Source organism: Exiguobacterium sp. s146 (genome assembly GCF_018618415.1).
Taxonomy (GTDB): domain Bacteria; phylum Bacillota; class Bacilli; order Exiguobacteriales; family Exiguobacteriaceae; genus Exiguobacterium.
This window is the reverse complement of sequence record NZ_JACSMA010000005.1, coordinates 17,660-43,163: the sequence shown is the minus strand read 5'-3', so window position 1 is coordinate 43,163 and position 25,504 is coordinate 17,660. Positions and strand designations below refer to the sequence as shown.

The following is a 25,504-nucleotide window of genomic DNA, read 5'->3' as shown; positions in this document are numbered from 1 at the left end:
CGTCGCTGGATACTTTCACAGAAGAAGACTAAAACCATATTCTTCTGGATTGAAATAATTGAAACAGATTATAGAGAGTTTAAAAGGGATTAATAGAATTGGAAGAACCAGAAGTCCCCTGGACCCAGTCTTCCCAGGCGTTCAGCAGATTATATCGTCTAGAGAATCTTCAGGAGAAGCCATTCTTTTTTCAGAAGGACTTTATTTACTTCTGTTAAGATTTGTGATCATGACGATAAGTTATAAAATCCTTCTTCGTATAATTGATTAATCAGATGAAACATTTGATTTTTTTCCTTAATGGCCGAGCGAAGTGCCGAATCGATGCCCTGATGGTCGAGATAAATCTCAAAGCGTGAAATCAAGCATTTCGCATGATACATATTGGTCGTTTTCAAGAGTTTTTTCAAAAAAGTGCATGTCAAAGAGGCCATCATGCGACAGCCATTTTTTCCTGTATGGTTTTCAGCCGTTGATGAAGATAGAAGATCGGTTCCTCAAAGAACAGCTTGTGCGCGCTCGAGTGGACCAAATCCTCCCGATGGTGGAGGAACGCTTGCTTCAACTCTTCGACCACCTGTTCGAACGATGTTGCTCCGAACGTATCACTCATCGAGAAGAGCGAGTCGCGGCCTATTTTGAGCGCGTCAAAGTCGAGGAACTCCCCGACCCGCTTACGAAGCTCGAACCAAAGGAGCTGGACCGCAGAACGCTCCTGCTCTTTAATCTGCTTGCTGTCGTGTGTCTCCGATAGCTGGACTTCAAGCAAGAGCGGACGTGTCACATCTTGGACACGCTTTTTGAGCGATACGCTCTGCTGGACCATGTTCAAGAAGGTCTTGCTGTCCTCGACGAGCGACACGCGTAGGAACTTGAGACCGGACATCATCTTTTGAATGGCGAGCTTGTGGCCGCAGTATTTAGGAAGGAAACCTTTGATTTCATCGTACGTCAACACGGCCTGCTCGTTTGACTGGACGTGAATATCCTTCTCGACCTGGACGAGCGTCCGCAATGCGAGGCGCAACGTATTGACGTTGTCGAGCGCGATTAGCTCTGACAAGAGGCCATGCCAGATAGACGTGTACCCGGTCTTTGAGACGACAGAGGTGCCGTCGAGGAAGAGGTCACGATAATTCTCACGGTATTCCGTCAACTCGATAGAGAACACCCCAGGGAAATGACGGACGACCGTCATGAGGCCGCACTGTTCGAACATCTTCAGGTTGTTATGTAGGGAACGGGCCGAGGTGCGCGCCGACTCCGCCATCGCAACATCTTCCGCGAAATCGATTTTCCCTTGGTCATCGGCATAGGCGAGGATGGTGAGCATGTGCCGGATCCGCGACTTCGTCCATTTCAAGGATGTGAAGCAGACAGGGATGTTATAATGATGCTGCTCATAACGATAGTGATCCTGTCGTTTAGTCCAACGTGTCAGTCCGCTCATCGCGACTAGAAGTTTATTCGCAATCAAAACATGGCGATTCTTACCGATCATCTCTCCTACACCTCCCCTATCCTAAAATATGCTAGTTTTAGTATCTTGTTCTTTCCAATTGGTGTCAAAGTGCGGTTTCAGTACGACGGTTTGCGACCAAATTTAAATAAACATTGGTGTTGAGCCATTTTTAGAGAGAAAAAGAGTGTCGTTTCAGTACGACGGTTTGCGACCAAATTGATACGAACGGCCTGATGAAGCGATTTCAGGCTATATTCGGCTAGAATTTTCATCACGAAAACATAGATTATGTCGTTTCAGTACGACGATTTGCGACCAAATTGACTTAAGTGTCGTCTCGGTACAATGATTGGCGACAAAAATCGAACAAAATGCGGTTTCAGTACGACGATTCGCGACCAAATTTAAGAAACGGGTACTTAATTTTTTTTTGGAATTCTATCGATTTGCCCATATATGTCGTTCTGGTACGCCGATTCGCGATCAAATCAAAGAAAGTGTCGTTCTGGTACGATGGTTTGCGACCAAATTAAAGAGAATGTCGTTTCAGTACGACGATTTGCGACCAAATTCTATCTAAGTGCGGTTTCGGTACGATGACTTGCGACCAAATTCATCTCAAATGTGTCTTATTACGGATTGTACTGAACACTTTAGAATAAACGCGACATTGTAAGGCCGTTCACCCCCAAAACTCCCAGGATGTCATCTTGGTACGATGGACGATGCTGGTCCATGGCTGTCCTATGACTTGCCCTGAGCATGGAATGTTCCACATGGAACATATTCGGCCGCCATATCAACAAAAAGAAGCCCCTTTTGCAAAGGGCTTCCTGGGATGTACGTCTCTGTCAAAGCAGCAAGGTGTCATTGTGGTTCAACATCTCCCACGACTCGAGCGGATAGAACGTGAAGAAATAATAATCACCGGAGCGGTGCCAGTCCTTCAAGATGAACTCGTGCTCCTTGATGCGGTCGAGGTTCGCCTCGAGCTCCATCAGGTTCTCTGACTTACGTGACTTGTTGAAGCGGATCGAATAGGTGAACTGGCGCCAATGTCGCCGGACCGGGTTCTCCTCCCCCGACTGGATGGAGGCCATACGTTCTTTTTGTAGGACGAATGCCAAATGATAGGCGAAGCTCCCTGTCAACTGTTCGATCTGTTCCCCGTATATGCTGACGATCTGCTGTTTGAGCAGGTCATCATAGACCTCCTCGGTGACCGTGACGACCACCTGGCTGTCGGCCAGTGTCGTGGCGTTCCTGATGGTGACGGATGAGAAGAGCCCGCGGATGAAGAAGTCCCCTTCATCGTTATGCCCGGCGACCCGATAATAGCCGAGCTTCATCAACCGCTTCGTCGTCAAATCATAACTCTTCCCGCTCTTGTTGGCATACAGCTTCTCCACCAGCCGGACCAACGGGAAGATGATTTTCCGGCTCGTCTGGAACGAGATGTCGCGGTAAGAGAGGATCTCGGTGAAGGCCTCAAAATCCTTCGAGTCGAGGTCAGGGACCTTGCCGTTCAACTCTTGGATGAACTCCTTGCTGACCAGGACGGAAAGGTTATGCGGGACGCCCTCCTTGTACTTGGGGACGACGGACTCATAATTCAACAGGTCGAGGTTGAGCTGCGAGGCATCGTTCAACCTCTCGTCGAGGTGGTCCGTCTTGTTCTTGATACGGTCCGACATGCCGAAGAACGGGATGTCGACGGCCAATGTCGGTGAGTGGTGCGCGACCCGTTGCGTCAGATCGATCTCTTTGGCCACCTCCCCTAGGACCATCAGCACGTCGGTCTTCAACGTGGACGTTTTTTGATTGAGGGTCTTCTGCGACCAGTAAGGATATGTGTGGAGTAATCGGTTCGGATCCTCGGCCCATTCCTGGATCTTTGTGATGCAGAGCTGCATATAGTCCTCGACAGACTTCACGTGAAACTCTCTATAGAGGCCTTCGGGGCCAGCCACCTTCAAATAGGCCGAGATCATGTCATGTTGTGCCCGCAGCTCCTTGTTATATCCACGTCCCTCTTGATAGTTACGGATCGCCGTCTTGACCCAGCGACGCTTCAACTTCATGAAGGAATAATAGCGAATCTTTTTATAGGCGTTCTCGATGTTCTCAAGGGCGTAGTGTTCCTGATAGAGCGACGCCACGAAGCCGTTTATGTCGTAAATCGCCGCCTCGTGGAGAATGTCCTCCATGCCGTGCTGTTTGATTGAATTGACCGCTTGCGAAATGATGAGTTGCTGGGAGCGGCTGTTGGAGTTCGATTGGTTCTCCATGCTGATCACCTCTTCTCCCCTAAATATAGCACACGTCCCCAAGAGGAACCTTTAAATTTGATACCCTATAATTATTTCAAATACCACAATTGAAAATGTGCGCCGGCGCACACTTTTTTCTAATATGATGAGAGGTGAAATTGAATTATAATTCTAGTGTAGGGTTTTGTTAGAATACTCCCTAAAAATGGCTTATAAGTAGGCCGTGACTCAATAAATGCAAGGAATGAGGGAAGTTATGAGCGTACATCTTAAGGCGTTTGACACATATATTGGGAAAGGGGCCAAGATGCTGTCGTGGGATGTCGGTCTCAACCCTGATCTCAACGAGAGCAAGGCGAAGACCTCCAATATAACGAAACGGCTCATCGATCGTCATAGCGATGCGATAGAGCTGTTGGAAGGAGATGTCGACGGACGACTGTTAGTGAAGTCTGTCAATCTCAATAAAAAGGGCACTTCCAAACAGAACACTGTCCTCGAGGAAATCGATTTTCTCGAGTGGGTCGAGACGGACTGGGAAAACAGTGCAATCATGCGATCTCTCGGCGGTTCGACCTTCCTATTCATGGTCTTTTGTGAGAACAAGGTTGGGGATGTGTTCTTTCTTGGTCCCGTTCTCTGGAAACTACCACATGAAGAGGTAGAGGGATTGAAATCCTATTGGGAGATGGTGACCAGTATACTGAGAGAAGGGGTACAGATGTGGGAGGCCTACCACGGGAGTAAAATGATCACGAAGAACAATCTCCCAGGCCAGGCGGCGCATAAGATGATACATATCCGGCCGAAAGCGAACAATAAGAACGATGTCACCCTCCTCCCTGACGGACAGACGATCACGAAGCAAGGCCTCTGGCTGAACGCGAAATACGTGAGTGGAATCGTCACCCCCCTCTTCGAGGCCAGACGAGATGAAATCAATGTCCTACGAGACATGGAGTCAATCGACGATGAAATAGTGGGAGCCACAATCGACTCCCTCAAGAGGTTGTTGCAGGAGGAGGCCTATACCCCAGAGACGTTCGTGGCAGCCTGTCGAGAGGTCATTCCGGGATTCGGGGTCGAATCCATCAACAAGCGTCTGGTCGAGAATGTAGGGTATCGGATATCCTCGCCATACATCTTGGCCAGGAAGCATCTGGACAGCAGGTCTTATATCGAGCAAGTCATTTTGGGCGTCGATTATTTCAAGATGGAGGATACACCGGTACTCTCCCATCCCTATGCGTCCAGGATGATGGCAAAGATGAGGGACGGTTGGAGAATCATCGAAATCGAGCCCGGCCTTTTCATCACAGAACGGGCACTCGTCCGTGCGGGCATAACCACCAAACTATTGGAATCTTTTCGGGAGTTGGTCTTTAACGAGATGGAAGTAGGTCGCTTCTATACGATTGAGCGGCTCACAGAACTTCTCGACTATGACCCGCTCGGGGAATACGGGTTCGATGAGAAGGTGTATGAGGGGGTATTGAGAAGGCCAGGTAAAATCTCTCATGTGAAGGTCGGTGATACCTATCTCTTCATCAGAGGGGTGAGCCGAGACCTTCCACAAGCATTGATGAACAGTTTGATGGGGGTGTCTCCACATGCACGGCTGACGGATATGTGCGACGAGTTGTCTGACCTTCATGGCAGACCGTTCGACCGTGCGGGTTTCGTCATCTTGGTGAACCGAACATCATTTTATCTGGCGCCAGACATGGATATGGTATTCGTGACCAAGGATGCCTATCTGTCTTACCTTTATAAGGTGTGATTTGAAATAAGCCCCGGTTAGAAAAGTGTGCGCCGGCGCACACTTTTCTAACCGGGGCTGCTTGGTGAACAACTCGTCAAGCAGATACATATAGACCGTTGCGCCCGAAACGAGACCATGGGCATTTCCAGATGGACACAAGGTATGGTACGGTAACGGGCAAGCTCGATCTGAATTTGATGTATGTTAAACAGATGAAAATAGAGGACGAGAAAGATTCGATGATGAGCCCCGTTGGCAGGGAATCTGGGACAAAGAGAGAACTGTTTCAATACTGCATCTGAAGGATGTGAAACATCGAAGTGAAAGGAGGGTCAGGATGGAAGCGAGCAAAATGTTCGTCAACCTCATCGAGTTGTCTCCAACCGATAGAGGGTACGCCCTCGACGCCGTAGGCTACATCGTGGAAGAAGGAACCGGCGGACGACACCTGGATAAGATACACAAGAAGAATTTCCGGATGACGACGGTCGAGTATGTGAATGGGTTGAAAAATAACCTGGACAATTCCGGACAATGGACTTTGGTCTACGAGGCCATCTCAGAATGGTATGGGTCCTTCCAAAGAGACTTTCAAAACCTGGACATCAATCAATTAAAGAGCAGGTGGAAAGAAAGGCCCATACATACCTGGGCACACTTTCTTTTGAGCGGGGAGCTCCATCTGTTGAGGGAACTAGATCATTCGGAGATGGTTTTGATTGAAAAAGAGACCTGGGAAAGGACGCAGAAACTTTCTTTGAAGAACTCGAGCCTGACAACGACCAGGGATGATGTTCAGGACAAAGGGACAGAACATGACGGTTTAAAAGAAGAGCTCATAAAACTATATCGGATCGATGAAGAGACAAGGGTCAAGGTTTCCCTTTTCGACAAGAGAGTAGCGTTCTTTCTACAGACGCCATATGAAGAAGCCTCCGTCGACGAATATAAGAATAGATACAACCTCCACAGCATCACCCAATACTCGTCGATAGATTTATCCACTTTCAGCACCCAACACGACCTTTTCGTGTTCATGGGGACGAGGGCCACCCATGCTGCCTTCTATAAGCTCACTAGCAAGATTCCTAGGAATCGGTTGTTGCAGGTGAGCGGCCAGAACATAGATATCGTATTCAAAGAAATCACACAACAGTTAAAGGGGAAGATAGATGATGCAGCAGATTAATGAAAAATCAGTATTATTGACCCGGTTGATCCAGGATGTGGAAGATATGTCCCATCGTATCGAAGGGAAAGAACGAAAGAAATTCTTGTACAAAAAAATCGACCTTGGACAGATGCAAGACAACGAGATCGTCGACGATTTTCTCACATTAAGATATATAGCGGGCAATCGTATGGATGAATTCGAGAACCTCTTGAAAGAAAAGCTCCATGCTTATGAATCGGCATTGGTAAGTGCCATCGAGGAATCATTCACAGAAAGAATCACATACAATGAGGAATTGCTTGAGACGGTAACAGAAGAGCTAGTCCCTTACTATCACGGACGGTTCCAAATCAACCTGTCCAGAGAAATCAGTTTCTTGCCGCTCGAACTGCGTCTTCTCCTATATACGAAGCTACTTGCCATCGAACCTTATAAAATAATCCGTTATAATTTGCTTGATCGAATCTCTTTGACGTTGTACAAGTCAGGGGACTCGAGGCTTGGAGAATATGCTACTTTTCTGAAGACAATGCTTGGCGTTGAATTGGCGCCACTCATATTCAAGACAGAGAAACGATTCGAAGAACTGTTCTGGGCTGACATCGGGGCCAACGAGAAAATCGAGACCGTGAAAGAAGAAATCTTAGATGAGGCGAACCTTTACCAAAAAACCATCGAACGAGAGTTTTGGTATGGATTCAAAAGCATGAGTGATTTGAAAAATATAAACGATGTTCACGCAGCCAAGCTATGCTTGAAAGCTTTCACACTATATTTCGAGAAGGTCGTTGAATTATCGAATCAGATGGAAGAAGTGTTTTTGAAGTATTATGACACTAGAAATCGAAAACCGGTGGAGCGCATGTTGAACGAGGAAGGGCTCGAGGGCCTCACAATAAAACCACGTTATACCATTGCCATAATCGGGCAGGAAGGGCAGAGGGAGATGACGGTTGAGGAGAAAGACGAATACGAGGAAGGCATGAGGAGACGCGCAAAAACATGGGCTGGTGTCGGCCGAGAAACCTTACTGATGAACAAAGGGAAGACAAGGGCCAAAGATGAAGTGTACCAGGCTCCCGAGGTGTTAGATCAATCCTCTGCGCGTCTTCATATCACCAATTTGGTCCAACTGATAAGTAATCGTTCCTATACATTGGACCAGTTTGACCGGTATATGTTCGGATTGGTGATTTCCTCGTTGAAGTCGAAAAACTGGGACAAAAAACGCTTGAATCTCTTTTTGGGTACTTTAACTTACGTCCAATCCATGCTTTGGAACAGAAATGACAGAGATCCGGTAGCTTTACTCAAAATCACAATGGATCTGATTGAGCAGGACGGATTACTAGAATCACATGGAGTAGGTTGGCCAATCGGTCTTGTAGTGAATGAGATGGGAAGAGCATCTAAGAAAGACTATATCGTCGTATTTGAGAAAATACAACGGAATGATATTTTCGCAGGGATCGTTTTCGTCTCTTCTCGAGAGCCCCTTCGAAATGGTGGGAAGAAACAGTCAGAAATCGAGAGTCATATAGACCAATTGTTATATTCACTTGTGATAGATTGGAAGAGGATAGAGAAGAAAATGGGGGCGACGAAAAAAGATTCTACTCTACTACGGGATGGTTTGAAAGAGTTGTCGAAAGAAAAAGAGCGGATATTTGTATCGAATTCAATTCAATGATGAACTTGAGGTCTTGAAAAAAAGCTTAGTAGGTATTGAAAACGCTTTGTCTATTCTTTAAAGGGTTGGATTTACCCACAAAATATCAAAAACCCTCAACACTTGAAGAATGTATTGAGGGTTTTTCTTTATTAGGTTCTATCTTTTCTAGGTACTTTAATTACAGTAATTTTATTTCGATACATATTGAAGTCACAAGTGAATGTATCAACTTTTCGTCCTTTGGCATTGTATGCATCGAAAGTGATGATTGGGAATGGAACGCTATTAGGGTACGGTCTCTTACTAGCAATAGTGAATGTAGTTGTTCTATTCGGTGCAAGGCTAAATTTGGCTTGTCTTTGCACCAAATCCATTTTGTTTAACTCTTCTTCGAAGGTATTCCTAAGATTCTCCATGTTCACTACTTGAAGTGTGTAGTCTTTGATTGGTGATTTTCCCGTATTTTCTATTGTTACGTAAAAAACGTTATCTTCATCAGAAGGATAAATAGCAAGTTCCTCTTTTACGTTCTGAACGTAGAACGTGTATATACTTAAAGACAGTGCCCCTAGAGCTATTGTTAATTCCCAATTCAAATCAATAATGTAATCCCACATTCTTTAATAAACCCCTTACTGTTTAGTCCATTCGTTCAGCTAATCTAATTCCATTAGAGTTTTCCCTTTATTCGTGTAGGCAATCTTATAGATACCATGAGTTGTATCTTCAGCGTTAAATATATGAACGAACATTTATTCTACTGAACCGTTTAGTTTGTCTTTATGTTCCGTTTCAATCTGTTTTAATAGTCCGGCTGCCTGTTCATCGTCCCTCACTTCAGAATTAACCGTAATGTAAAAGATTCCTGCGTCATTATAGCGTTACTAAGTGTTATTTCATGTTCAATTTTCTTAGGAGTTTGTTAGTCATCACTAAATTCTGTGCACAAAAGCTGGTCGTCTTTTTTTCGTATGCATTATAATAATGTCTATTACGTTGCGGGATATGTACTGTAATCGTATATCCGCCAAGAGGCCAGCCGTTCTCTTAACTAGACATATTAGATAACATAAAGGACATTCTTTTCAGATGTCCTTCGATTTGTTAAAGGATTTGGAGTTCTTCTGGAATCAGTGTTGCAGTTTACTGATTTCTTTTATACTATTATTTCCATTCTACTTCTAGTGTTGGAAGATCAGCAACTTCAATAAATAAATTAAGCAGATGTTTTGCAATTTCTTTCCCACCACAATAGAGGGGGGAAATAGCAACAGTTATCAAGTCCCACTCGCATAGATTTAACAATTCATTTAAAAGTTCTCTAATTTCTTTGTCCGACATTAACTGAGGATTATCTAATGAATCGGATAGGTTAAAAAAATCTAAATCTAAGTTTAGTATTTTACTTTTGTCATTTGAGTATTTTTGAAATTCATGGAAGTATTTTTCTTTAAATTCTTCAAATGAGAATGACCTATATACAGATTGAAATTTCTCCAGCGGAATAAAATCTAAAATCGCTTCCTTTTCCATTTCTGAATCGTTTCTTGTATAACTATTTTTTGTTTCTTCCAACATCCAAGAAGCAAAATCATGCTGATTCTGACGAGCTACCACAAACATTGAACCAATGGTCCCCCTAGCAAACGATGGCCATATAAAGTTGTCAATCTGTATTTTTGTCTTATTCAATCTGCCGCTATAGAGTTCTTCATTTGTTCTTATTAGAGAGAAAAGTTCTTCTTTATTCTTTGCTTCCATCATCCCATTTACGTCTAAACCATCTGCTACGTCGTCTAAGTGAGCGTCAACATGTAATAAAACAGAATCCGAACCGATAGTACCCTCTATTCGCTCATACTCCCATGCGGCAAACGCCCAAGAATGATCTTTCATTAGATACATCTTTTTTTGGGGTATCTGAACCTTCCAATCATTTCTAGGGTTAAAAATATCCATTTAATAAACCTCCAATTCATTTTGAGAGTCTCTATATGAATTAATAATATGACTCTTAGCATATAAGTAAACTTAAATTGCCACTCCTTTATCTTCGTTGAATAAGCATTTTGTGAACATATAGAATAAATGCTAGATATGGTCTCATCTCTTTCCGTATTGAGGACCAATGACATGTCATATTTTTTATTCAAATGGTAATTCAGTATATAAAACGTTTGAGAGTTGATTGAAAGATTGCAGATAAGCGTTAGTCGTGTTAATCGATTCATGACCAACCAATTGCATGACCCCAATCAGCGGACTCCCATTGGCTAGCAGCTTAGTGATGTAAGCGCGACGGAACCAATGAGGCGGGGCCTTTTCTTCGGTCTCTGCATGCTCGACCGCATTGTGTGTCATCAGGCGGAGGGCCTCGTACGTCATCGCTTTATTCGGCTTTTTGGTACTGAAAGCGATATAGGAAGAGGTGACCTCCTCAATCATCATGAGCGTCTGCAGACGATTAATCAGATAGCTCGCCTTCTCGGTGAGCGGAATCCGTCGCCATTTGTTGCGTTTACCTTTTACCTCGAGATAGAATGTGTGCTGATTCCGTCTCACATCAGTGAATTTGACCGATAGGAGCTCGGCGGCCCGCATCCCCGTCGTCAGCAGCAGATAGCCGATCGTCTCGTTTCGGAGCTCCATGAGCTCCTTTTTCTGTGCCCTTTTGACGGTATAACGGAACGATTCGGCGATCCGCTCGACCTCGTCGAAGTCGAGCTCGCGACGGAGCGGCTCGGGACGCTTCTGGTTCTTCACGTGGAAGGCCAGGTTGTGTAGATGGTAACGGTTGACGTGTAGGTAGGTCAGGAGTCTCTTTAGCATGTTGTTCTTCCGCTTGGCGCTCCGTGGCGCGTACCGTTCGTTCACCTCGAACAGATAGCGATGGACGTCGATAACTGTCAGACGCTTCAGCCCGTCCGTCTTCGTCATCACGAAGTTTAGGACGAACTCGAGGTCCTGCTTGTATGCGCGGCGCGTGTGCGGACTCTTCTCCGCGTAGATTGGGAACAGCTCCGTCGCCCAGAACAGCTCGATGATCTCCAGGTCGTTTAACGTCTCGAGATTGATGTGGTCACCCTTCAACGCCTCGGCCAGTTTCGGGTTCGCCCCGGTCAACTCCCTCAGGGCCAGTTCGAATTCCTGCCGTTTCTTCTCGATTTTCATGCTTCTCCCTCTTTTCGATTCGAATTCACAGTTTTACTCGTCATTCGCTATTCATAAAGGTGTGATTGAACGTATTACATACGTAATTAAATTTTAAATACAATATAAATAGATTTAATATCGTTTGTAATACACGTATTACATTTTTATCATTTAATTAATCACTAAAACACTAACTTGTGATAATCCTATATTATCACAAGTTAGATATTTTAAGTTCGTACTGAGACAAGAGTAATATATTATAGATTTTTTTAGGGTTGATTTTTATATATAAGAAGATTGGATTTTGGTTTTAAGAAATAAAAAAAGTAGCTAGGCGACTCGAGGAAAATTGAATCGTTTAGCTACCTGAGGATACTTAGTGCGGTATATTCCACTCTGTCTTTGGGTGTATTATTGTTCAAGCATTAAGGCGCTACTGTGGAATTATCTCGATTATTCACCCAATTACTATCGAACACTAGATTCGGGTCGTATTCAATACAATAATTTAACGCTTCTACGGCCTTTATGCTTGTATCATTTACATCCCATCCCTGGACTAATCTATAAGCCGAAAGCGGTTTACCTAATGATGAAGTATGACTGTAATGGTGGGCATCCTCAAAATTTCGTTCCATAACATATCGTCTAGCTATATTAGGATCATTTACTTGAATGATTCCAGCTTCAATAGTGAAGTTTAAAGTCCATGCACTATTATTTTGATTATTGACGTTCAAGGTGTCGTCTAAATCATGAATTACTGTATAACAAATTTTAAAATGGTTTAAAACTTTTTGGAAAGACGGAATATTATTTTTCGTACCACAATTTACTACTAAAGGAACATCGTTATATGAAATTTTTCCGTTCTCGACAAACTTGTTTAACAGTTCTCTAAAAACTACAGCCTCAGTATCACCTTCAACTAAAATAACCTTATCGTTAAAGAACCCTTCACAAATGTACGGGTTAAATGAATTTAACATTTTCATGTGCTCTTTTTCTTCTTCGTCAAAAATAGAGTATTTTACTTGGTTTAAGCAAACATCCCCTAAGTCATTGATATTAGTTTTAATTAAAGTAGTATGATCTCTACTTAAATCAATCATAATCGGAGAATGTGTGGCAGCTATAATTTGAAACTCCGGGTTCCCGTTTTCTCGATTTACTAAGTCATAGAGTATTTTCGAAAAAAGTCTAATAGATTGAGGGTGAAGAAAAAGCTCTGGTTCTTCAATTAAAAGCATTTTCTTTCTTGATGAAGTATCTTTTTGGTCAATGTTATCGATTATTTCGACATTTCTTCTGTTTCTAGCAGTTTCCATTTCCTTAAAGACATGATTTAGTCCTCTTAATGAATTGAATAAGAATTGTCTCCGAATGCCATGACCATGATTACTCATGTGCAAAGCTTGGCCTTGTCGATTAGAAAAGTTGATATCGGTATGTATAAATGAAGAGAGTTTTTTACTTATATCATCTTTCTTATCTCCAAATAAAGATACTTTTAAGTCAGGGAAAGTCTCTTGCATCATATCATTTAATCGTGATTCTAATTTTATTGAGTATTCATCTTGTAAAATTTCCTTACGAAGTTCTTCTAGCTCTGATTGAATGGTTCCGATCCGAGAAGAGCTGACTGCGTTGTCTATTACTTTTTCTTTAATCAGTTTCTGAACGTTCGCTAGAATTATTTCTACATCGTCTAATCCGCGTAACCAAATCGGTTCTGGGCAAGCGTTTTGTAATAAGGTGTCGAATCCTCCTGCACCTCCTATATCCCAGCATTGATCCGTTGTGTTAAAAGTATATTTATTAGCGCTTCCTCCTATTTCAACCCACTCTTTTTTAAACCTCCCAACACCTTCATGGTCCATTGAATTCACCATTGCACTATGTTGTCGATCCTCATCGCTTTCGGCTTGGATCCACCCTTCGATAATTATAGGTTCTGAATTATTATTGTGAAAATCATTTAATTTTGCATTTATGGATGAATTAACAAAATACTCGTAGGAATGGAGGATTGAAGATTTTCCTGTATTGTTTTGTCCAATCAAATAGACCAAGTCTATGTTTTCGAAATCAATCTCAATTCCAGCAGTAACTGAATTTCCCGCTATTCCTCTAAAATTAGATACACGTAACTTAATTAATTTCATATATTTCTCCTTCAGATCTTTTAGTAAGAATATTTTTATACATATATTAACTATAAATAATAAAAAAGGTTGCAACAATATTTATTTGTATTTATTTGGATTTTATATCAACTACTTCTGATTAATAAAATTTCGGGAATATGTAACTTGATTGAATAAACTAAAAGAGTGGTATATAGTTAGTATTAAGTAAAGAGTAAGAATTCTTACTGGATATAAAGTGAGAATGCGAAAAGTCAACTAACAAAAAGCATACGAACAAAAAAACCGAGGGAAAATAAATTACACAACAATGAAAATGGTAAAGTGGAAAAAGGAGAGATAAACCATGTTAGCAACGAAAACGAAAAAGGTTGCCGTCTCCAGCAAAAGACAAATCGCCATTCCAAAAGAATTCTTTGATGCGATCGGTATTGAAAAAGAGATTATTATGGAACTGAATGACGGAGTTATTCATATCAAACCAGTAAGAACACATACGGATGATTTCTCAGAAGAAATATTAGCAGATGTTATTCAAGAGGGCTTCACAGGGAACGACATTTTGAAAGAGTTTCAACGCCGTAAAAATATGATTCGTCCGGCTATTTCACAAATGATTAAGGAAGCAACAAGCACTAAACCAACATCAATAGATGATTTATTCGGAGATGACGACGAGGACTGATTTGAATTGAATGATAATGTACCAATTGTATTTCATCCAGCAGCCAAAAAATATTTTATGAAGTCAAAAAAGAAAGATAAACAACTTAGTGAGCTGTATAAAGTAAATCTTCAAAAGATTGTAAGCAACCCTGAAATTGGTGAATTTAAGACTGGTGATTTGGCCGGTATCCGAGGATATGATTTTAGGCATAAGGGAACCGTCTATGAGATTGCCTACAGCATTGAAATGGGAGATGACGGGGAATTGATTGTCGTTATCTTAGCTGGTACAAGAGAAAACTTTTACCAAGAATTGAAAAGGTATTTAAAATCGAAGTAGTTTATAAAATTTTAATTCTACTAAAAGAAAATTAGTACGATACAGACCAGGATAGTTATACCCTAGTCTGTATCGTACTTTTAAGTAGAATGATCTTTATTTTTTCAACCTAGTTATTATTGTATAGACACTATCGTACTTTGGATTAAAAACAGAACTCTCATATATCATCTCATTGTCCTCAACATTATCCAGCCACATTGACGCGTTATGCTCACCTTCAAGAAACACTTCTTCCTTAGAATCAACTTTTGAAACTTTAAATGCCTCACTGTTTCTATTTAGTTTGGTTCCTTCTTTTTTCAAAGGGACATCACTTGAAAAAACTTTTGCTATTTTATCATTACTAGAACTCACAGTGGCAAAGCGGTCTCCTTTATATTCAACCAATCTATGGCAAAGAGAAGTTAATGATACTTCGTATTTTTCATCAGCGAGTTTTTTTATTGATTTTAGGCTTGCGGGATTTTTTCCATAAAAGTTTAAATCTTTTTCTAATTCGCTAGGAGGCGTTATTAAATTTGTAGTAAAGGATTGGGCTTCCATCTCTTCAGAATCCTCTGTTAATAATGTGGATTGACCACGTTTTCTACAATAGTAAATTTCTTGAGTGTGCCACGGAAGTATAAGATGTCCGATTAAAGTACATATTGCAAATTTAATTCTTGCTTCATGATTTAATTTTAAATCAATGATAATAGTATGACTTTTCTTTAATAACATTGCATCCGCTTCATCCTTTAAATCCCCGCGAATGATTTTAATGTCTAATTTTTGAGCGAGTTTATTCACGTTGACAGGCAGTTTTTTATCAAAATATTGTTCATAGATATATTGCGCATATTGTTTAGGATCCGCTGTATAAATTTTGATTTTTTGATTTTGGCCAGTAACTGAAAGTGAATAGTTAATTATTTTTTCTTTCGTAGAGTGATCGACATTTTTAATTATTTTTAAAAGTTGTTCACTAATAGGATCTAAAGAAATCTCATCTTTATTTTCACTATCTACTCCTGATATAAGATATTCTGCTTTCACTCCTAAAGCACTCGATAACTTCAAAATAGCATCATATGAAGGATTTCTAACACCCGATTCATACTGGCTAATAGAAGGAGGCGTTAAGCCTGCTCTCCTCGCTAATTCAGTTTGATTTAACCCTAATTCTGTCCTTTTTTGAATTATTCTATTTCTAACAGACATAATATACCTCTCATTTCAATCTATAGTTATTAATTAAAATAACATATGTTATTTATCCTTGACAACGATAATTACTACCGTTATCATTCGAGTTAACAGTAGTAATTATTATGAAAAGCGAGGTATTTCTATGAAAAAAATGATTTCAGTCGTAATTAATGGAGAAATAAAGGAAGTTGAAAAACGAAAGTATACTTTCCAGGAAGTAGTCGAGTTAGCATACGGGACCTTTGATGAAGCTCAAAAATCCTATACTGTAGTTTCAACAAAAAAGAACGATGATGGAGAAAAGCATAAGAAGCATTACTCTTTCGGTGATGAAATTGATATGAAGGAAGGTATGCGCTTAAATGTCGACTCCACTAATAGATCTTAACCAAGATTTAAGTAAGCTCAGCGCAGAGGGATACGAAATTTCGATTGTAGCAGGTAACTTGGTTGTGAGTGGTATTCCATACGTAAACAATCAAAAGACTATTAGTTTTGGGGTTATTTTTTGTCCTTTAACGCTTTCGGAAAATAAAATAATGCCCCCTTCAGATCATACTGTATACTTCATGGGCGATCATCCGTGTGATCAATATGGGAAACCCGATGATTCCTTTGTAAATAGCCCGACAAGTCAATACCTGAGTCCAGAAATTACTGGGACCTTCTACTTTTCTTCAAAACCAGCTTCGGGCAATTATCCGGATTTTCATTCAAAAATGACGAGGTATATTAGTCTATTATCTGCTCCTGCAAAATCAATCGATCCGGGAGTCTCAGGGCAGAACAAGGGATCTCATTTTTACAATGAAGATAGTGTATTTCTTTACACTGATACGTATACTGCTAGAGCAAATTTAACTGGCGTTTCTGAAAAGTTAAAGAATCAAAGAGTGGCTATAGTTGGTTTAGGCGGTACAGGATCTTATTTATTAGACTTTATAAGTAAAACCCCTGTTCAAAAGATTTCTTTATTTGACGGAGACGACATGTTGAACCATAACGCTTTCAGAATGCCTGGTGTTATGACTATCAGTGAATTAAAAGAACAGCCCGACAAAGTCGTATATTTTAAGGAAAAGTATTCAGCCTTCCGATCAGGGATAGATGCACACAATTTCTACTTAGATGAAAGCAATGTTCATTTATTGGAGGAGCACGATTTTGTGTTCCTTTCCCTTGATAGGGCTAGCGCTAAAAAATGCATTATCGATTTCTTAATAGAAAAGAAAATTCCTTTTGTTGATTTAGGAATGGGGATCAGTATTGTGAATAACTCTCTTCGTGGAACTTTGAGGAAAACACTTATAACTCCTGATAACAATTCTTCTATCACAAGAATTGCTATGCAAGAAGTTGCGGATGATGACTTGTATGCTACTAATATTCAAATCTCTGAACTTAATGCTTTAAATGCAATTCAAGGAGTCTTAGCTTGGAAGAAATTGAACGGCTTTTACCTAGCAGAAGAGAATTTGGTAAATTCAACTTTTATATTGGACGAAGAGGAATTTAATCATGAAACATAAATTTGTTGAATTCATTCCAAGTGATATTGAAGAAGGTACTTTATATATATCGATAGAGTACGATGTTGCAAAGCATAAATGTGCTTGTGGATGTGGCTCAGACATTGTTACTTCTTTATCTCCTGCCCAATGGAGGTTGATTTATGATGGTGAAACAGTATCACTTCAACCTTCAATCGGAAATTGGAATCATGAATGCCGATCTCACTATTTTATTACCAACAATAAAATTCAATGGTCGACTTCAATGTCTCAACATGAAATTCAAAAAGTCATTAAAAATGACCAACAAGCGATAAAGAATCATGTGAAACATGTCAAACCTAAGAAGACTTTCATTCAAAAATTAAAAGATTTTTTGGGACTTTAATTTAAATACTCAAAGAAGGGGTCCGGCCACTGGAAATCAGTGACCGGACCCCTATTTTTATTGAAAAGCTTTAACATCGGCTAGTTATATCTCGGCCTCATGTGACATCAGAGTCATTTTTAGGAGTACTCATTTTTTTACAATTAATGATTACGTCATTGCTTGAAGAGCAGAAGAAATGAGGTGCAATGCGTTTAATAGATTATCTAAGTTTAAGGCAATATAACCGGTGCTTATAGCAATAATAGTAAGCATTAGCAATTTAAAATAATCTAACTTATTGTTGTTCATTACAACCATCCTTCTAATTTTTATATTATTGATTGCGTTGTAAATAAATTCTGAAAATAAAATCTATTTAAAACTAATGCTATCAAAAGAATAAAGAAGTATCAATTAATAGTTGTAACTTACATCCCAATGATGACTAGTGGTACTAGTGACGTCAATACCACTTCGGAATGTAGCTTTATAATCCAAATCAGCGGAAGCGAGAGTTCCTGTCGAACTCCAAACCATAGAAGGCGAATAGTAATTAGAGCTAGACATATTATAGTCGGTGACATTCCAATTAGCCCATCCGTTAGTAAAGCTACTTGTCGCTTTAATTGTGGGGTTTGTTGATATATCAAAAGTAAAGTTTAAATTAATTGGATAACCGAAAGTGACAGAGTAAGGACTTGCTGAAGCATTTTGTGGTTTAAATTCATCTAGTTTGTCTGAAGTATACGGTAAAGAATTCTTCATATTGAGAATTGTAGCTCTCCACCCAGAGTTAGCTTTGACTTGAACAGTATTTTTTACGGTGAAAATATCATACGTTGTATCTCGCTCACTTGTAGATTTATATAATTGATAAAAGGATGTTAAGGTACCGCTATCATTACTAAGATAATATCCGGTTGTTGTTTTAGTAGCACCTCTGAAAACTAAGGAACTACTAGCACTTGCAGTATTTTTAGAGAAAATATCTAAAAATGCACTATTTTCAGATAAATCTTCTTCTAACATTTCAATTCTATTTGATTCCTGTTTTAATATTTCTCGTAAATATAAATCGTCACTGATTTTAATCCCATTACCTTTCTCATCTTCGTTAGTTATGTACCCTCCCCAGAGTCTTAAAGGCTCTTCTTTAAGAGTATAACCAATGATATCTTCTAATTTTTCTTCATACTCATCATCTTTAATCTTGTCACCTTTTTCGGAATCTACCGCTGTCTCATCCTCTATAAAATTAATGTAAAATGGATGATCTTCACTGCCGACATTAACTTTCATATCATCCAATCCTAATAATTCAGCGTATTTTTTAAAACTTAAACCTCCGTACAAATAGATTTTTTTCCCTTTGTTAAGTTCTGAATTCAGATAACTGCGAAGTTTAATATCATTTTCTACTTCTTTATAATTAACAGCTAAAGACTTAAATTCATCTTCTTTTGTTATATCTTTAAGTGATTTCACTAATTTTGTTTCCAATTTATTTGCTTTGAAAGCTTTTCCGACACTATCCATCGCTTTTTCTTGATTAATATTTGTTTTCATATCTTCAAGTTTTTTCGAAGAAACATCATTAGATAAAAAGAATAAATTGCCTTGTTTTGTTCTTTTACTTGCTTCAACTTTATCTTTTTCCTCAATCTTTATACTATAGGGATTTAACAAAATACTTGTAGCTAAAAATAATGACGTACCTACAATCGCAATTTTTCTTAAGTTCATAAATTATCCTCCTCAAAGTATTAAACTCAATGTACTTGCTAATTTAAATTTTGCACTTTATACCTCTTTTTTACAACTATTTTTTAAAAAAATACATTAAAAGGTTAATATTAGTTCTTATTAACACATAAGAAACTTATCCAACTCGGAGAAAATACTTTCGGAAGAGAATCTAAATTCTCCGTACGGAGATTCTTAATAAAATGTGAAAAAAGAAAACTGTATTAAATCAGACTCAGTGATAGATGATACATAGGTTCAGTCAAATACTTCTACCAAGAACGACCAAATGGCCTTAGCCCATTAGAATTCAGGACTAAAGCCGTCTAAAATTTTTATATTATATTTAACTCTCCATTTAAAAAGAATAATACAGAATACCAAAACAGCAGTCCGGACTAGGTGTCAATTGATATAAAATTTAATACTATTCATATTAAAATTAATTAAAGCGCTCACTATTAAAAAAATCATTTAAATTTATTCCAAGTCCATCACAAAATTTTTGAATTGTGCTCACTTTAGGATGTTTGGTTCGTCCGCTCATTAGTTCTGAGATTGTTGCTTGATTCAACCCCCCTTTTTGAATGACTTGATGGATCGTCATACCATGCTCCGCTGCGAGCTCCTTCATCCGTTCGATGATTGCCTCGTTCAATTCCAATTGCTCACCCCACGATCAAAGTACTTTCTTCATCACTTATTCTTTATGAATCCTTCTATTCCTCTACCCTACCACAATCTCTTGAAATCAAAATAATTGTCATAATTTTCTATACTCAAAGCGTTATTTTTTTACAGTTGTGCTACAAAACAAAAAATATTGAGTTACTGTTGCCTATGAATCCTTATACAGAGCGGATTCGACAAGAATCGTCAACTGTAAAATTTCTGACATATCAGAAAACTGATGATTTTTATTCCTAACCCTGTTATATTGGAACCAACAAAAGGAAACATCTGTTTGGTCGCCGCTCTGGTTTACAGAAAGGGGAATGCTTATGTATCGATTCGGGGAGTGGTTGAAGGAGAACCGCCGGCTCTCGGGCTGGTCACAGGTCGAACTGTCAGAGAAGACATTTGGAGAGATTTCACAACCCGCCATCAGCCAGTATGAACAAAACCGTTCGGTACCGTCTATTGCGGACATCGATCACCTAGCCCGCGCATTCGGGCACACGCTCGCGACGGTCCCGTGGGACGCCATCGACTTCGGATACGGGTACGGGGCAAAACATTCTGTCACTAAGCTCGAACGTCGTCGGTTCGATCTGAAGGAACTGCCACAGGCCGACTCGGTCCGCACGTTCGACGGGAAGACGTATGAGCTACATGGCTTCATCGGCATCGAGAAGGGAAGCGGCGAGGCGGTCCAGCTGACGCAGCTCTATTACCGGATTCGCACGGTCGTCTGTGACGCCCACGTGCTCGCCAAGCGCAAGAACCCGGATGACGAGCTCATCCACGTCAAGAAGCGGAAAAGAGTCCGACAGTAACCGATATCGATGCAGCAGCACATCCTTAAGGATGGTCTCCTCCAATCACATATCGGCGTGTCCCTCACCAGTGACCGGGTGAGCGGGATCTACGCACAGATGGTTCGGCGAGAGTCGCCTAAAACTCGCCACAAGGTCACCGCATCGTTCCGGGTCATCGAAAAACCCTGTACAGCTCCTTCGATTCAGCGAGGAGTGGAGTTCGTGGGGGAACGGCTAGAAACCCACCGCACCGAATCCGACTGTCCTTAATGATGTGCTGCTGCACATCACGAGATCAAGGGAAGGAAGTGTGTACTGTGGCATCAAAAGAACAGAAACAGAACCGTAGCTTCGCCGAGAAACTTTTACGCATCCGTGGGAAGGATTATGAGGAATGGCTCGACGAACAGCATCAACAGGTCATCCAGGACAACCAGGAACTCATCATGGAGGCGCTCGAGGCGAAGCTCAGCTTCAAGTCGCCGGCGCACCAGGACTAAGGAGGGAACGACATGGGACTCAATGAGACAGGGCTCAGCTTACTTCAGTTCTTCCAGGGGCTCGCCGTCATCGCCGCGGCCATCGCTTTCGCGATCGGGGGCTTCTACTTCATCTTCGGCGGCGATCGAGGTCGCTCGAAGGCCGTCGGTTGGCTCGTTGGAGGCGCCGTCGGCCTGATCATCGTCATGGGTGCGTTCACGCTCGCCGAGATGGTCGACCAGAACATCAAATTCTAATGCATATCCACGCAGCGTTCCAATCGGAAGGCTTTTTTTGTTGCTTGAAACGAGAGGAGGAACGAGATGCTGTTTGTACGATTCACCGACGTGCCGGACACACGGATCCAGAACTATGAACGACTCCCCTTCGCCGAGGCGGTCGTTGTGACCCATAATCTGCACCAGGCACGTAGCGAGGAAGGGACGAACTGCTCCGGTGACTTCCGGCTCTTCGACCAGAAAGACGAGCTGCTCTATCGAGGCACGTTCACGTTCGGGTCCGAAGGCACCTATCCGAACCTGTATCATCAGGTGAAGGACCGGATACAACGGATTCGAACGAAGAAAGAGGATAACGCGAAGAAGATGTGGCTCCTCGACGAGATCGAGTCCGAGACACCGGACGACTATAAGAGCCATTCCATCAAATCAAACCCGATTGTGTCGTCGACCTATCAGTCACGCCTGACCCGACTACAGCGTCGCCTCATCTACGGGGCGGCCACGGTCGGGATTCTATTCACCTCACTGTTCACTGCCGCGCAATGGTTCATCGATAAAGAGGCACACGCCGAACAGGGGACCGGTGGCGAACATACGTGGCTGAATGCTTACGAGCAGGCGCTCCAAGGTGAGGAATCCTCGCTCATCGATTTATTGGAACGGAAAGACCGGTCCGAGGAAGAGGATGCCCTATTGATCGATCTTTATCTTGCGGAAGGAAAAGACCAGAAAGCGCTCGAACTCACAGATGACCCGATCCTGATTGAGACGAAGCTGGCCGGGCTTCACCTATCCGATAAGGAAAAGTTGGAACGGCTCCAGGACTTCCAAGCATCACATCCGACCGATGAGGGCGCGTTCGATATCGCCGTACTGGAACGGAACCATAAGACCGTCGCCAAGACGGATGACGTGGAATGGACCGCTCCACGCGTCTCTGCGAAAGTGACTGCCTATCTTTATCTCGGAGACATCGAATCTGCAAACGAATGGGCGTCCAAGACGAACGACTCTGCCGCACAAGAAAAAGTCGACAAATACCAAAATATCACGGCCACCATCGACGGACTGAACGAGAAACTGAAGAAGACCTCTAGCAAGGACACCTCGGCACGTGAGAAGATTCAAGCCGCTATCGCTACTAAAGAAACTGACCTAGAAACAACTCTTTATTTAGATTAAGGTAGGTGAAATAATTGAGAACTTGGTCTCTATCACCACGATTTCCGATACGTCTGGTTTTCCCCGCCCTGTTCTGCCTGTTGGTGGTACCGGCCGGGCTTTTTTATCTGCTGAACGGGGTCTACAACATCATTCGACAAATCATGACCCCAATTCTAAAAGAAGGGCTGTTGGCCGGGGCGACGATTCCGACGCTCTCACCCTCTTTGTTCTTGGAGGTGAGTCTTCCCTCTTCGACCGTCTTGATCGGACTGATCGCGTTCAGTCTGTTCATCGGATTGGTCGTGTTCGGCAAGGTATGGCTGAACTTCCGGGATCTGCGACAGAATCAGAAAGGGAGCGCCCGCTTCACCTCATTCGATGAATTGAAACAACAGTATCGTCGCGTCCCGGACCGGAAGAAACAATATAAAGGATCAGGTGGTGTCCCCGTCGGACGAGTCAAGAACGAGCTATTCATCGACGACTCGCCCGTCAATAACCTCGTCATCGGGACGACCCGATCCGGGAAAGGCGAGACGTTCGTCTTTTCGACGATCGATCTATACAGCCGGGCGCGTGACCAAGCGAGCCTGATCATCAACGACCCGAAAGGTGAGCTCTTCGCCGCCTCGAAGGAGACGCTCGAGCAACGCGGTTATCAGGTCGAGGTGTTGAACCTGATGAACCCGCTCCAATCGATGTCGTACAACCTGTTGCAACTGACGATTGACGCATTCCTCGAGGAGAACTATTCACTCGCCCAACAGTATGCACGCTCGGTCGCGTTCATGTTGTACCATGACCCGAAGGCACGGGACCCGTTCTGGGCCAACTCGTCAATCGACCTGTGTACGGCGCTCATCCTCGGGCTCTGTGAAGAGGCGAAGGACACACCGGAGAAGATCAACATGTACAACGTCGCCCTCATGCTCTCGGATTTAGGATCACGGACGGTGGTGACGCGACAAGGACAGGAAATCTCCGCGCTCGACGAGTTCTTTCAGCGATTCCCGGAGAACCATCCCGCCCGGCTCCAGTTCGCGACGCTCCACTTCTCGGGTGGCCAGACACGGGCTAGTATCCTGGCCAATACGAATGCGAAACTCGGGATCTTCACGTTGAACGGGACCGGAAAGCTGACGTCGATGAACTCGCTCGACATGCGACGCATCGGATTCAACCGCTGGATCAGCGGACGGGCGGAGCCACTAACACGACTCACGTTCACGTTTCCCGATGGGACGACCCATGCGCTCACGACCGACGACGATGGCAGCTTCATCGTGTACCACGCGTCGTCACTTAGAACCGGAGACGCCGTTCAAATCTCGACCGACTCAAGCACTGCGACGATCCAGCTAGAAGCGCATGACGAGGAGAGTGGACGTTTCCGTTACGCAATCGATGAGATGATACAGATTCGTGAGGTGATGCACCAGCTCCGTCCTGTGGCGGTGTTCCTCATCGTCCCAGACTATGACCCGACATTCAACGTCATCGCGTCGCTCTACATCAAACAGGTATACACGGCGCTCGCCCGGGTCGCCTCGCAGACGAAACAAGGCAAATGCGAGCGCCAAGTCGTCTTCTTACTCGATGAGTTCGGCAACATGCCGCCAATCGAGGGTATGGCCAACATCATCACGGTCTGTCTCGGGCGCAACATGCGCTTCAACCTCGTGATCCAGGCCTACTCTCAGCTCGAGAATCTATACGGTGAGGATTGGAAGACGATTGACGGCAACTGCGGGAACACACACTATCTGTTGACCGCGGACGAGTCGACCGCCGAACTAATCTCGAAGAAGCTCGGTGAGGCGACCATCGTCACGAAATCGCGGTCCGGTCAGACGTTCTCGCTCAAAAAATCGAAGACGGAGAATGTGGACGGCCGCCGGCTCATGACAGCGACCGAGGTCATGGGGCTTAAGGAAGGCGAGATGCTCATCATCCGTGTCATCAAGCGTCAGGACACGAAGAAACGACGCATCCAGTCGTATCCAATCTTCCTGAGCGGCAAGACGGCGATGAAGTACCGTTATGAATACCTGACGGACGACTTCGACACGGACCGCTCCCTGCATGACATCGACATCCCATGCCGTCACGCCGGTCTCGACTTCGAACAGATTCGTATCCGTTTTGCGAAGAAAGAGGACGAGACGGAAATCAACGCTCCATCGAATCAGGAAGATAAGTCTAAGTCCTTGACGGTACGAGATGTGCTGCAGGACAGCATCCTCCGCTCGATGTTCGAAGGACATGACATCGGTGGGATGTCCCTCCCTGAGTTCGAGACGAACCTGAACGTAGGAGTTTACGACGTTACCGACAGCCAGAAGAGCTTTTTGAGCACGATGATCGCGAAGCGACTCGAGAAACTGAAGCAAGGTACACCGTAGAGAGGAGGCCGAACCCATGGCCGAGAGTGCGAGAGAGAAGCGAATTCAGAACGAATTGCGTGTCGTCGCGAGGATCATCGAGACGCAACGCGTCCGCCTCGAACGGGGCGACGTGCTCAATATCCAGACGACCGATGGCTTTCTGACCGTCTATCAGGACGACACCTCAGACACCCCAAAAACTGTTACACTAATAGATAAGTTCGACTTCCGCGTCAACTTAAAAGTCGCGGATCTATTGAAGGGGAAAATCGTCTGACGGAGGGGTAAACGT

The 25,504-nt window shown here is 42.8% G+C and carries 23 protein-coding genes; 14 read left to right on the top strand and 9 right to left on the bottom strand.

What is annotated here, in order from left to right:
- Nucleotides 1–433 precede the first annotated feature (433 nt).
- Both KNP83_RS13370 and KNP83_RS13365 read right to left on the bottom strand, forming a co-directional pair.
- Nucleotides 434–1,501 (bottom strand): hypothetical protein, encoded by a 1,068-nt coding sequence (locus tag KNP83_RS13370; RefSeq protein ID WP_214762910.1) that lies wholly within the window; start codon nucleotides 1,499–1,501, stop codon nucleotides 434–436.
- A gap of 812 nt (nucleotides 1,502–2,313) precedes the next feature.
- Nucleotides 2,314–3,750, bottom strand: a complete 1,437-nt coding sequence (locus KNP83_RS13365) for a hypothetical protein (RefSeq protein ID WP_214762909.1) — start codon at nucleotides 3,748–3,750, stop codon at nucleotides 2,314–2,316.
- A 238-nt stretch (nucleotides 3,751–3,988) separates the two neighbouring features.
- On the opposite strand from KNP83_RS13365, the gene KNP83_RS13360 reads away from it, so the two are divergent.
- From KNP83_RS13360 to KNP83_RS13350, 3 genes are all read left to right on the top strand, one after another.
- Nucleotides 3,989–5,512 carry a PDDEXK family nuclease gene (locus KNP83_RS13360; RefSeq protein ID WP_214762908.1) on the top strand — a complete coding sequence of 508 codons (1,524 nt, stop codon included), beginning with the start codon at nucleotides 3,989–3,991 and terminating at the stop codon, nucleotides 5,510–5,512.
- A 319-nt stretch (nucleotides 5,513–5,831) separates the two neighbouring features.
- Entirely contained in the window at nucleotides 5,832–6,683 is an 852-nt protein-coding gene (locus KNP83_RS13355) for a hypothetical protein (protein ID WP_214762907.1), read from the top strand.
- Nucleotides 6,667–8,358, top strand: a complete 1,692-nt coding sequence (locus KNP83_RS13350) for a hypothetical protein (RefSeq protein ID WP_214762906.1) — start codon at nucleotides 6,667–6,669, stop codon at nucleotides 8,356–8,358. The genes KNP83_RS13355 and KNP83_RS13350 overlap by 17 nt, the downstream gene beginning before the upstream one ends.
- 131 nt (nucleotides 8,359–8,489) lie before the next feature.
- Here KNP83_RS13350 and KNP83_RS13345 read toward each other — a convergent pair whose 3' ends face one another.
- The 4 genes from KNP83_RS13345 to KNP83_RS13330 form a co-directional block, all read right to left on the bottom strand.
- A complete protein-coding gene (locus KNP83_RS13345; protein WP_214762905.1) occupies nucleotides 8,490–8,957 on the bottom strand; it encodes a hypothetical protein in 468 nt (155 codons plus the stop codon).
- A gap of 547 nt (nucleotides 8,958–9,504) precedes the next feature.
- A complete protein-coding gene (locus KNP83_RS13340; protein WP_214762904.1) occupies nucleotides 9,505–10,299 on the bottom strand; it encodes a peptide arginase family protein in 795 nt (264 codons plus the stop codon).
- Between the two features lie 186 nt (nucleotides 10,300–10,485).
- Nucleotides 10,486–11,511, bottom strand: a complete 1,026-nt coding sequence (locus KNP83_RS13335) for a tyrosine-type recombinase/integrase (RefSeq protein ID WP_214762903.1) — start codon at nucleotides 11,509–11,511, stop codon at nucleotides 10,486–10,488.
- Between the two features lie 410 nt (nucleotides 11,512–11,921).
- Nucleotides 11,922–13,661 carry an ATP-dependent nuclease gene (locus KNP83_RS13330; RefSeq protein ID WP_214762902.1) on the bottom strand — a complete coding sequence of 580 codons (1,740 nt, stop codon included), beginning with the start codon at nucleotides 13,659–13,661 and terminating at the stop codon, nucleotides 11,922–11,924.
- A 328-nt stretch (nucleotides 13,662–13,989) separates the two neighbouring features.
- Here KNP83_RS13330 and KNP83_RS13325 point away from each other — a divergent pair, with 328 nt between their 5' ends.
- Together KNP83_RS13325 and KNP83_RS13320 are read left to right on the top strand one after the other, a co-directional pair.
- A complete protein-coding gene (locus KNP83_RS13325) occupies nucleotides 13,990–14,328 on the top strand; it encodes an AbrB/MazE/SpoVT family DNA-binding domain-containing protein (RefSeq protein WP_029596503.1) in 339 nt (112 codons plus the stop codon).
- A 6-nt stretch (nucleotides 14,329–14,334) separates the two neighbouring features.
- The gene (locus KNP83_RS13320; RefSeq protein WP_251139391.1) at nucleotides 14,335–14,649 is read left to right on the top strand and encodes a type II toxin-antitoxin system RelE/ParE family toxin; all 315 of its coding nucleotides are present in this window, start codon (nucleotides 14,335–14,337) and stop codon (nucleotides 14,647–14,649) included.
- 96 nt (nucleotides 14,650–14,745) lie between these two features.
- On the opposite strand, the gene KNP83_RS13315 is transcribed toward KNP83_RS13320, so the two are convergent.
- A complete protein-coding gene (locus KNP83_RS13315; protein ID WP_214762901.1) occupies nucleotides 14,746–15,852 on the bottom strand; it encodes a helix-turn-helix domain-containing protein in 1,107 nt (368 codons plus the stop codon).
- Between the two features lie 130 nt (nucleotides 15,853–15,982).
- On the opposite strand from KNP83_RS13315, the gene KNP83_RS13310 reads away from it, so the two are divergent.
- From KNP83_RS13310 to KNP83_RS13300, 3 genes are read left to right on the top strand one after another with little or no spacing between them, the layout of a single operon-like run.
- Complete coding sequence (locus tag KNP83_RS13310) at nucleotides 15,983–16,228, top strand: multiubiquitin domain-containing protein (RefSeq protein WP_214762900.1); 246 nt, start codon at nucleotides 15,983–15,985, stop codon at nucleotides 16,226–16,228.
- Entirely contained in the window at nucleotides 16,203–17,369 is a 1,167-nt protein-coding gene (locus KNP83_RS13305) for a ThiF family adenylyltransferase (protein WP_214762899.1), read from the top strand. The genes KNP83_RS13310 and KNP83_RS13305 overlap by 26 nt, the downstream gene beginning before the upstream one ends.
- The gene (locus KNP83_RS13300) at nucleotides 17,359–17,739 is read left to right on the top strand and encodes a ubiquitination-like system serine protease family protein (protein WP_214762898.1); all 381 of its coding nucleotides are present in this window, start codon (nucleotides 17,359–17,361) and stop codon (nucleotides 17,737–17,739) included. Before KNP83_RS13305 ends, KNP83_RS13300 begins: the two co-directional genes overlap by 11 nt.
- Before the next feature lie 396 nt (nucleotides 17,740–18,135).
- Here the strand turns inward: KNP83_RS13300 and KNP83_RS13295 are convergent, their stop codons facing one another.
- Nucleotides 18,136–19,464, bottom strand: coding sequence for a hypothetical protein (locus KNP83_RS13295; RefSeq protein WP_214762897.1), 1,329 nt, complete (start codon nucleotides 19,462–19,464; stop codon nucleotides 18,136–18,138).
- Nucleotides 19,465–19,906: 442 nt separating this feature from the next.
- Nucleotides 19,907–20,128, bottom strand: coding sequence for a helix-turn-helix domain-containing protein (locus KNP83_RS13290; RefSeq protein ID WP_214762896.1), 222 nt, complete (start codon nucleotides 20,126–20,128; stop codon nucleotides 19,907–19,909).
- 337 nt (nucleotides 20,129–20,465) lie between these two features.
- On the opposite strand from KNP83_RS13290, the gene KNP83_RS13285 reads away from it, so the two are divergent.
- The 6 genes from KNP83_RS13285 (at nucleotide 20,466) to KNP83_RS13260 (ending at nucleotide 25,489) form a co-directional block, all read left to right on the top strand.
- Nucleotides 20,466–20,960 (top strand): helix-turn-helix domain-containing protein, encoded by a 495-nt coding sequence (locus KNP83_RS13285; protein ID WP_214762895.1) that lies wholly within the window; start codon nucleotides 20,466–20,468, stop codon nucleotides 20,958–20,960.
- 299 nt (nucleotides 20,961–21,259) lie between these two features.
- Entirely contained in the window at nucleotides 21,260–21,442 is a 183-nt protein-coding gene (locus KNP83_RS13280) for a hypothetical protein (protein ID WP_051627825.1), read from the top strand.
- 12 nt (nucleotides 21,443–21,454) lie between these two features.
- Nucleotides 21,455–21,679 carry a hypothetical protein gene (locus KNP83_RS13275; protein ID WP_012390467.1) on the top strand — a complete coding sequence of 75 codons (225 nt, stop codon included), beginning with the start codon at nucleotides 21,455–21,457 and terminating at the stop codon, nucleotides 21,677–21,679.
- A 66-nt stretch (nucleotides 21,680–21,745) separates the two neighbouring features.
- The gene (locus KNP83_RS13270) at nucleotides 21,746–22,846 is read left to right on the top strand and encodes a hypothetical protein (RefSeq protein WP_214762894.1); all 1,101 of its coding nucleotides are present in this window, start codon (nucleotides 21,746–21,748) and stop codon (nucleotides 22,844–22,846) included.
- 143 nt (nucleotides 22,847–22,989) lie between these two features.
- The gene (locus KNP83_RS13265) at nucleotides 22,990–25,230 is read left to right on the top strand and encodes a VirD4-like conjugal transfer protein, CD1115 family (protein WP_214762893.1); all 2,241 of its coding nucleotides are present in this window, start codon (nucleotides 22,990–22,992) and stop codon (nucleotides 25,228–25,230) included.
- A 16-nt stretch (nucleotides 25,231–25,246) separates the two neighbouring features.
- Nucleotides 25,247–25,489 (top strand): hypothetical protein, encoded by a 243-nt coding sequence (locus KNP83_RS13260; protein WP_012390470.1) that lies wholly within the window; start codon nucleotides 25,247–25,249, stop codon nucleotides 25,487–25,489.
- Nucleotides 25,490–25,504: the final 15 nt, after the last annotated feature.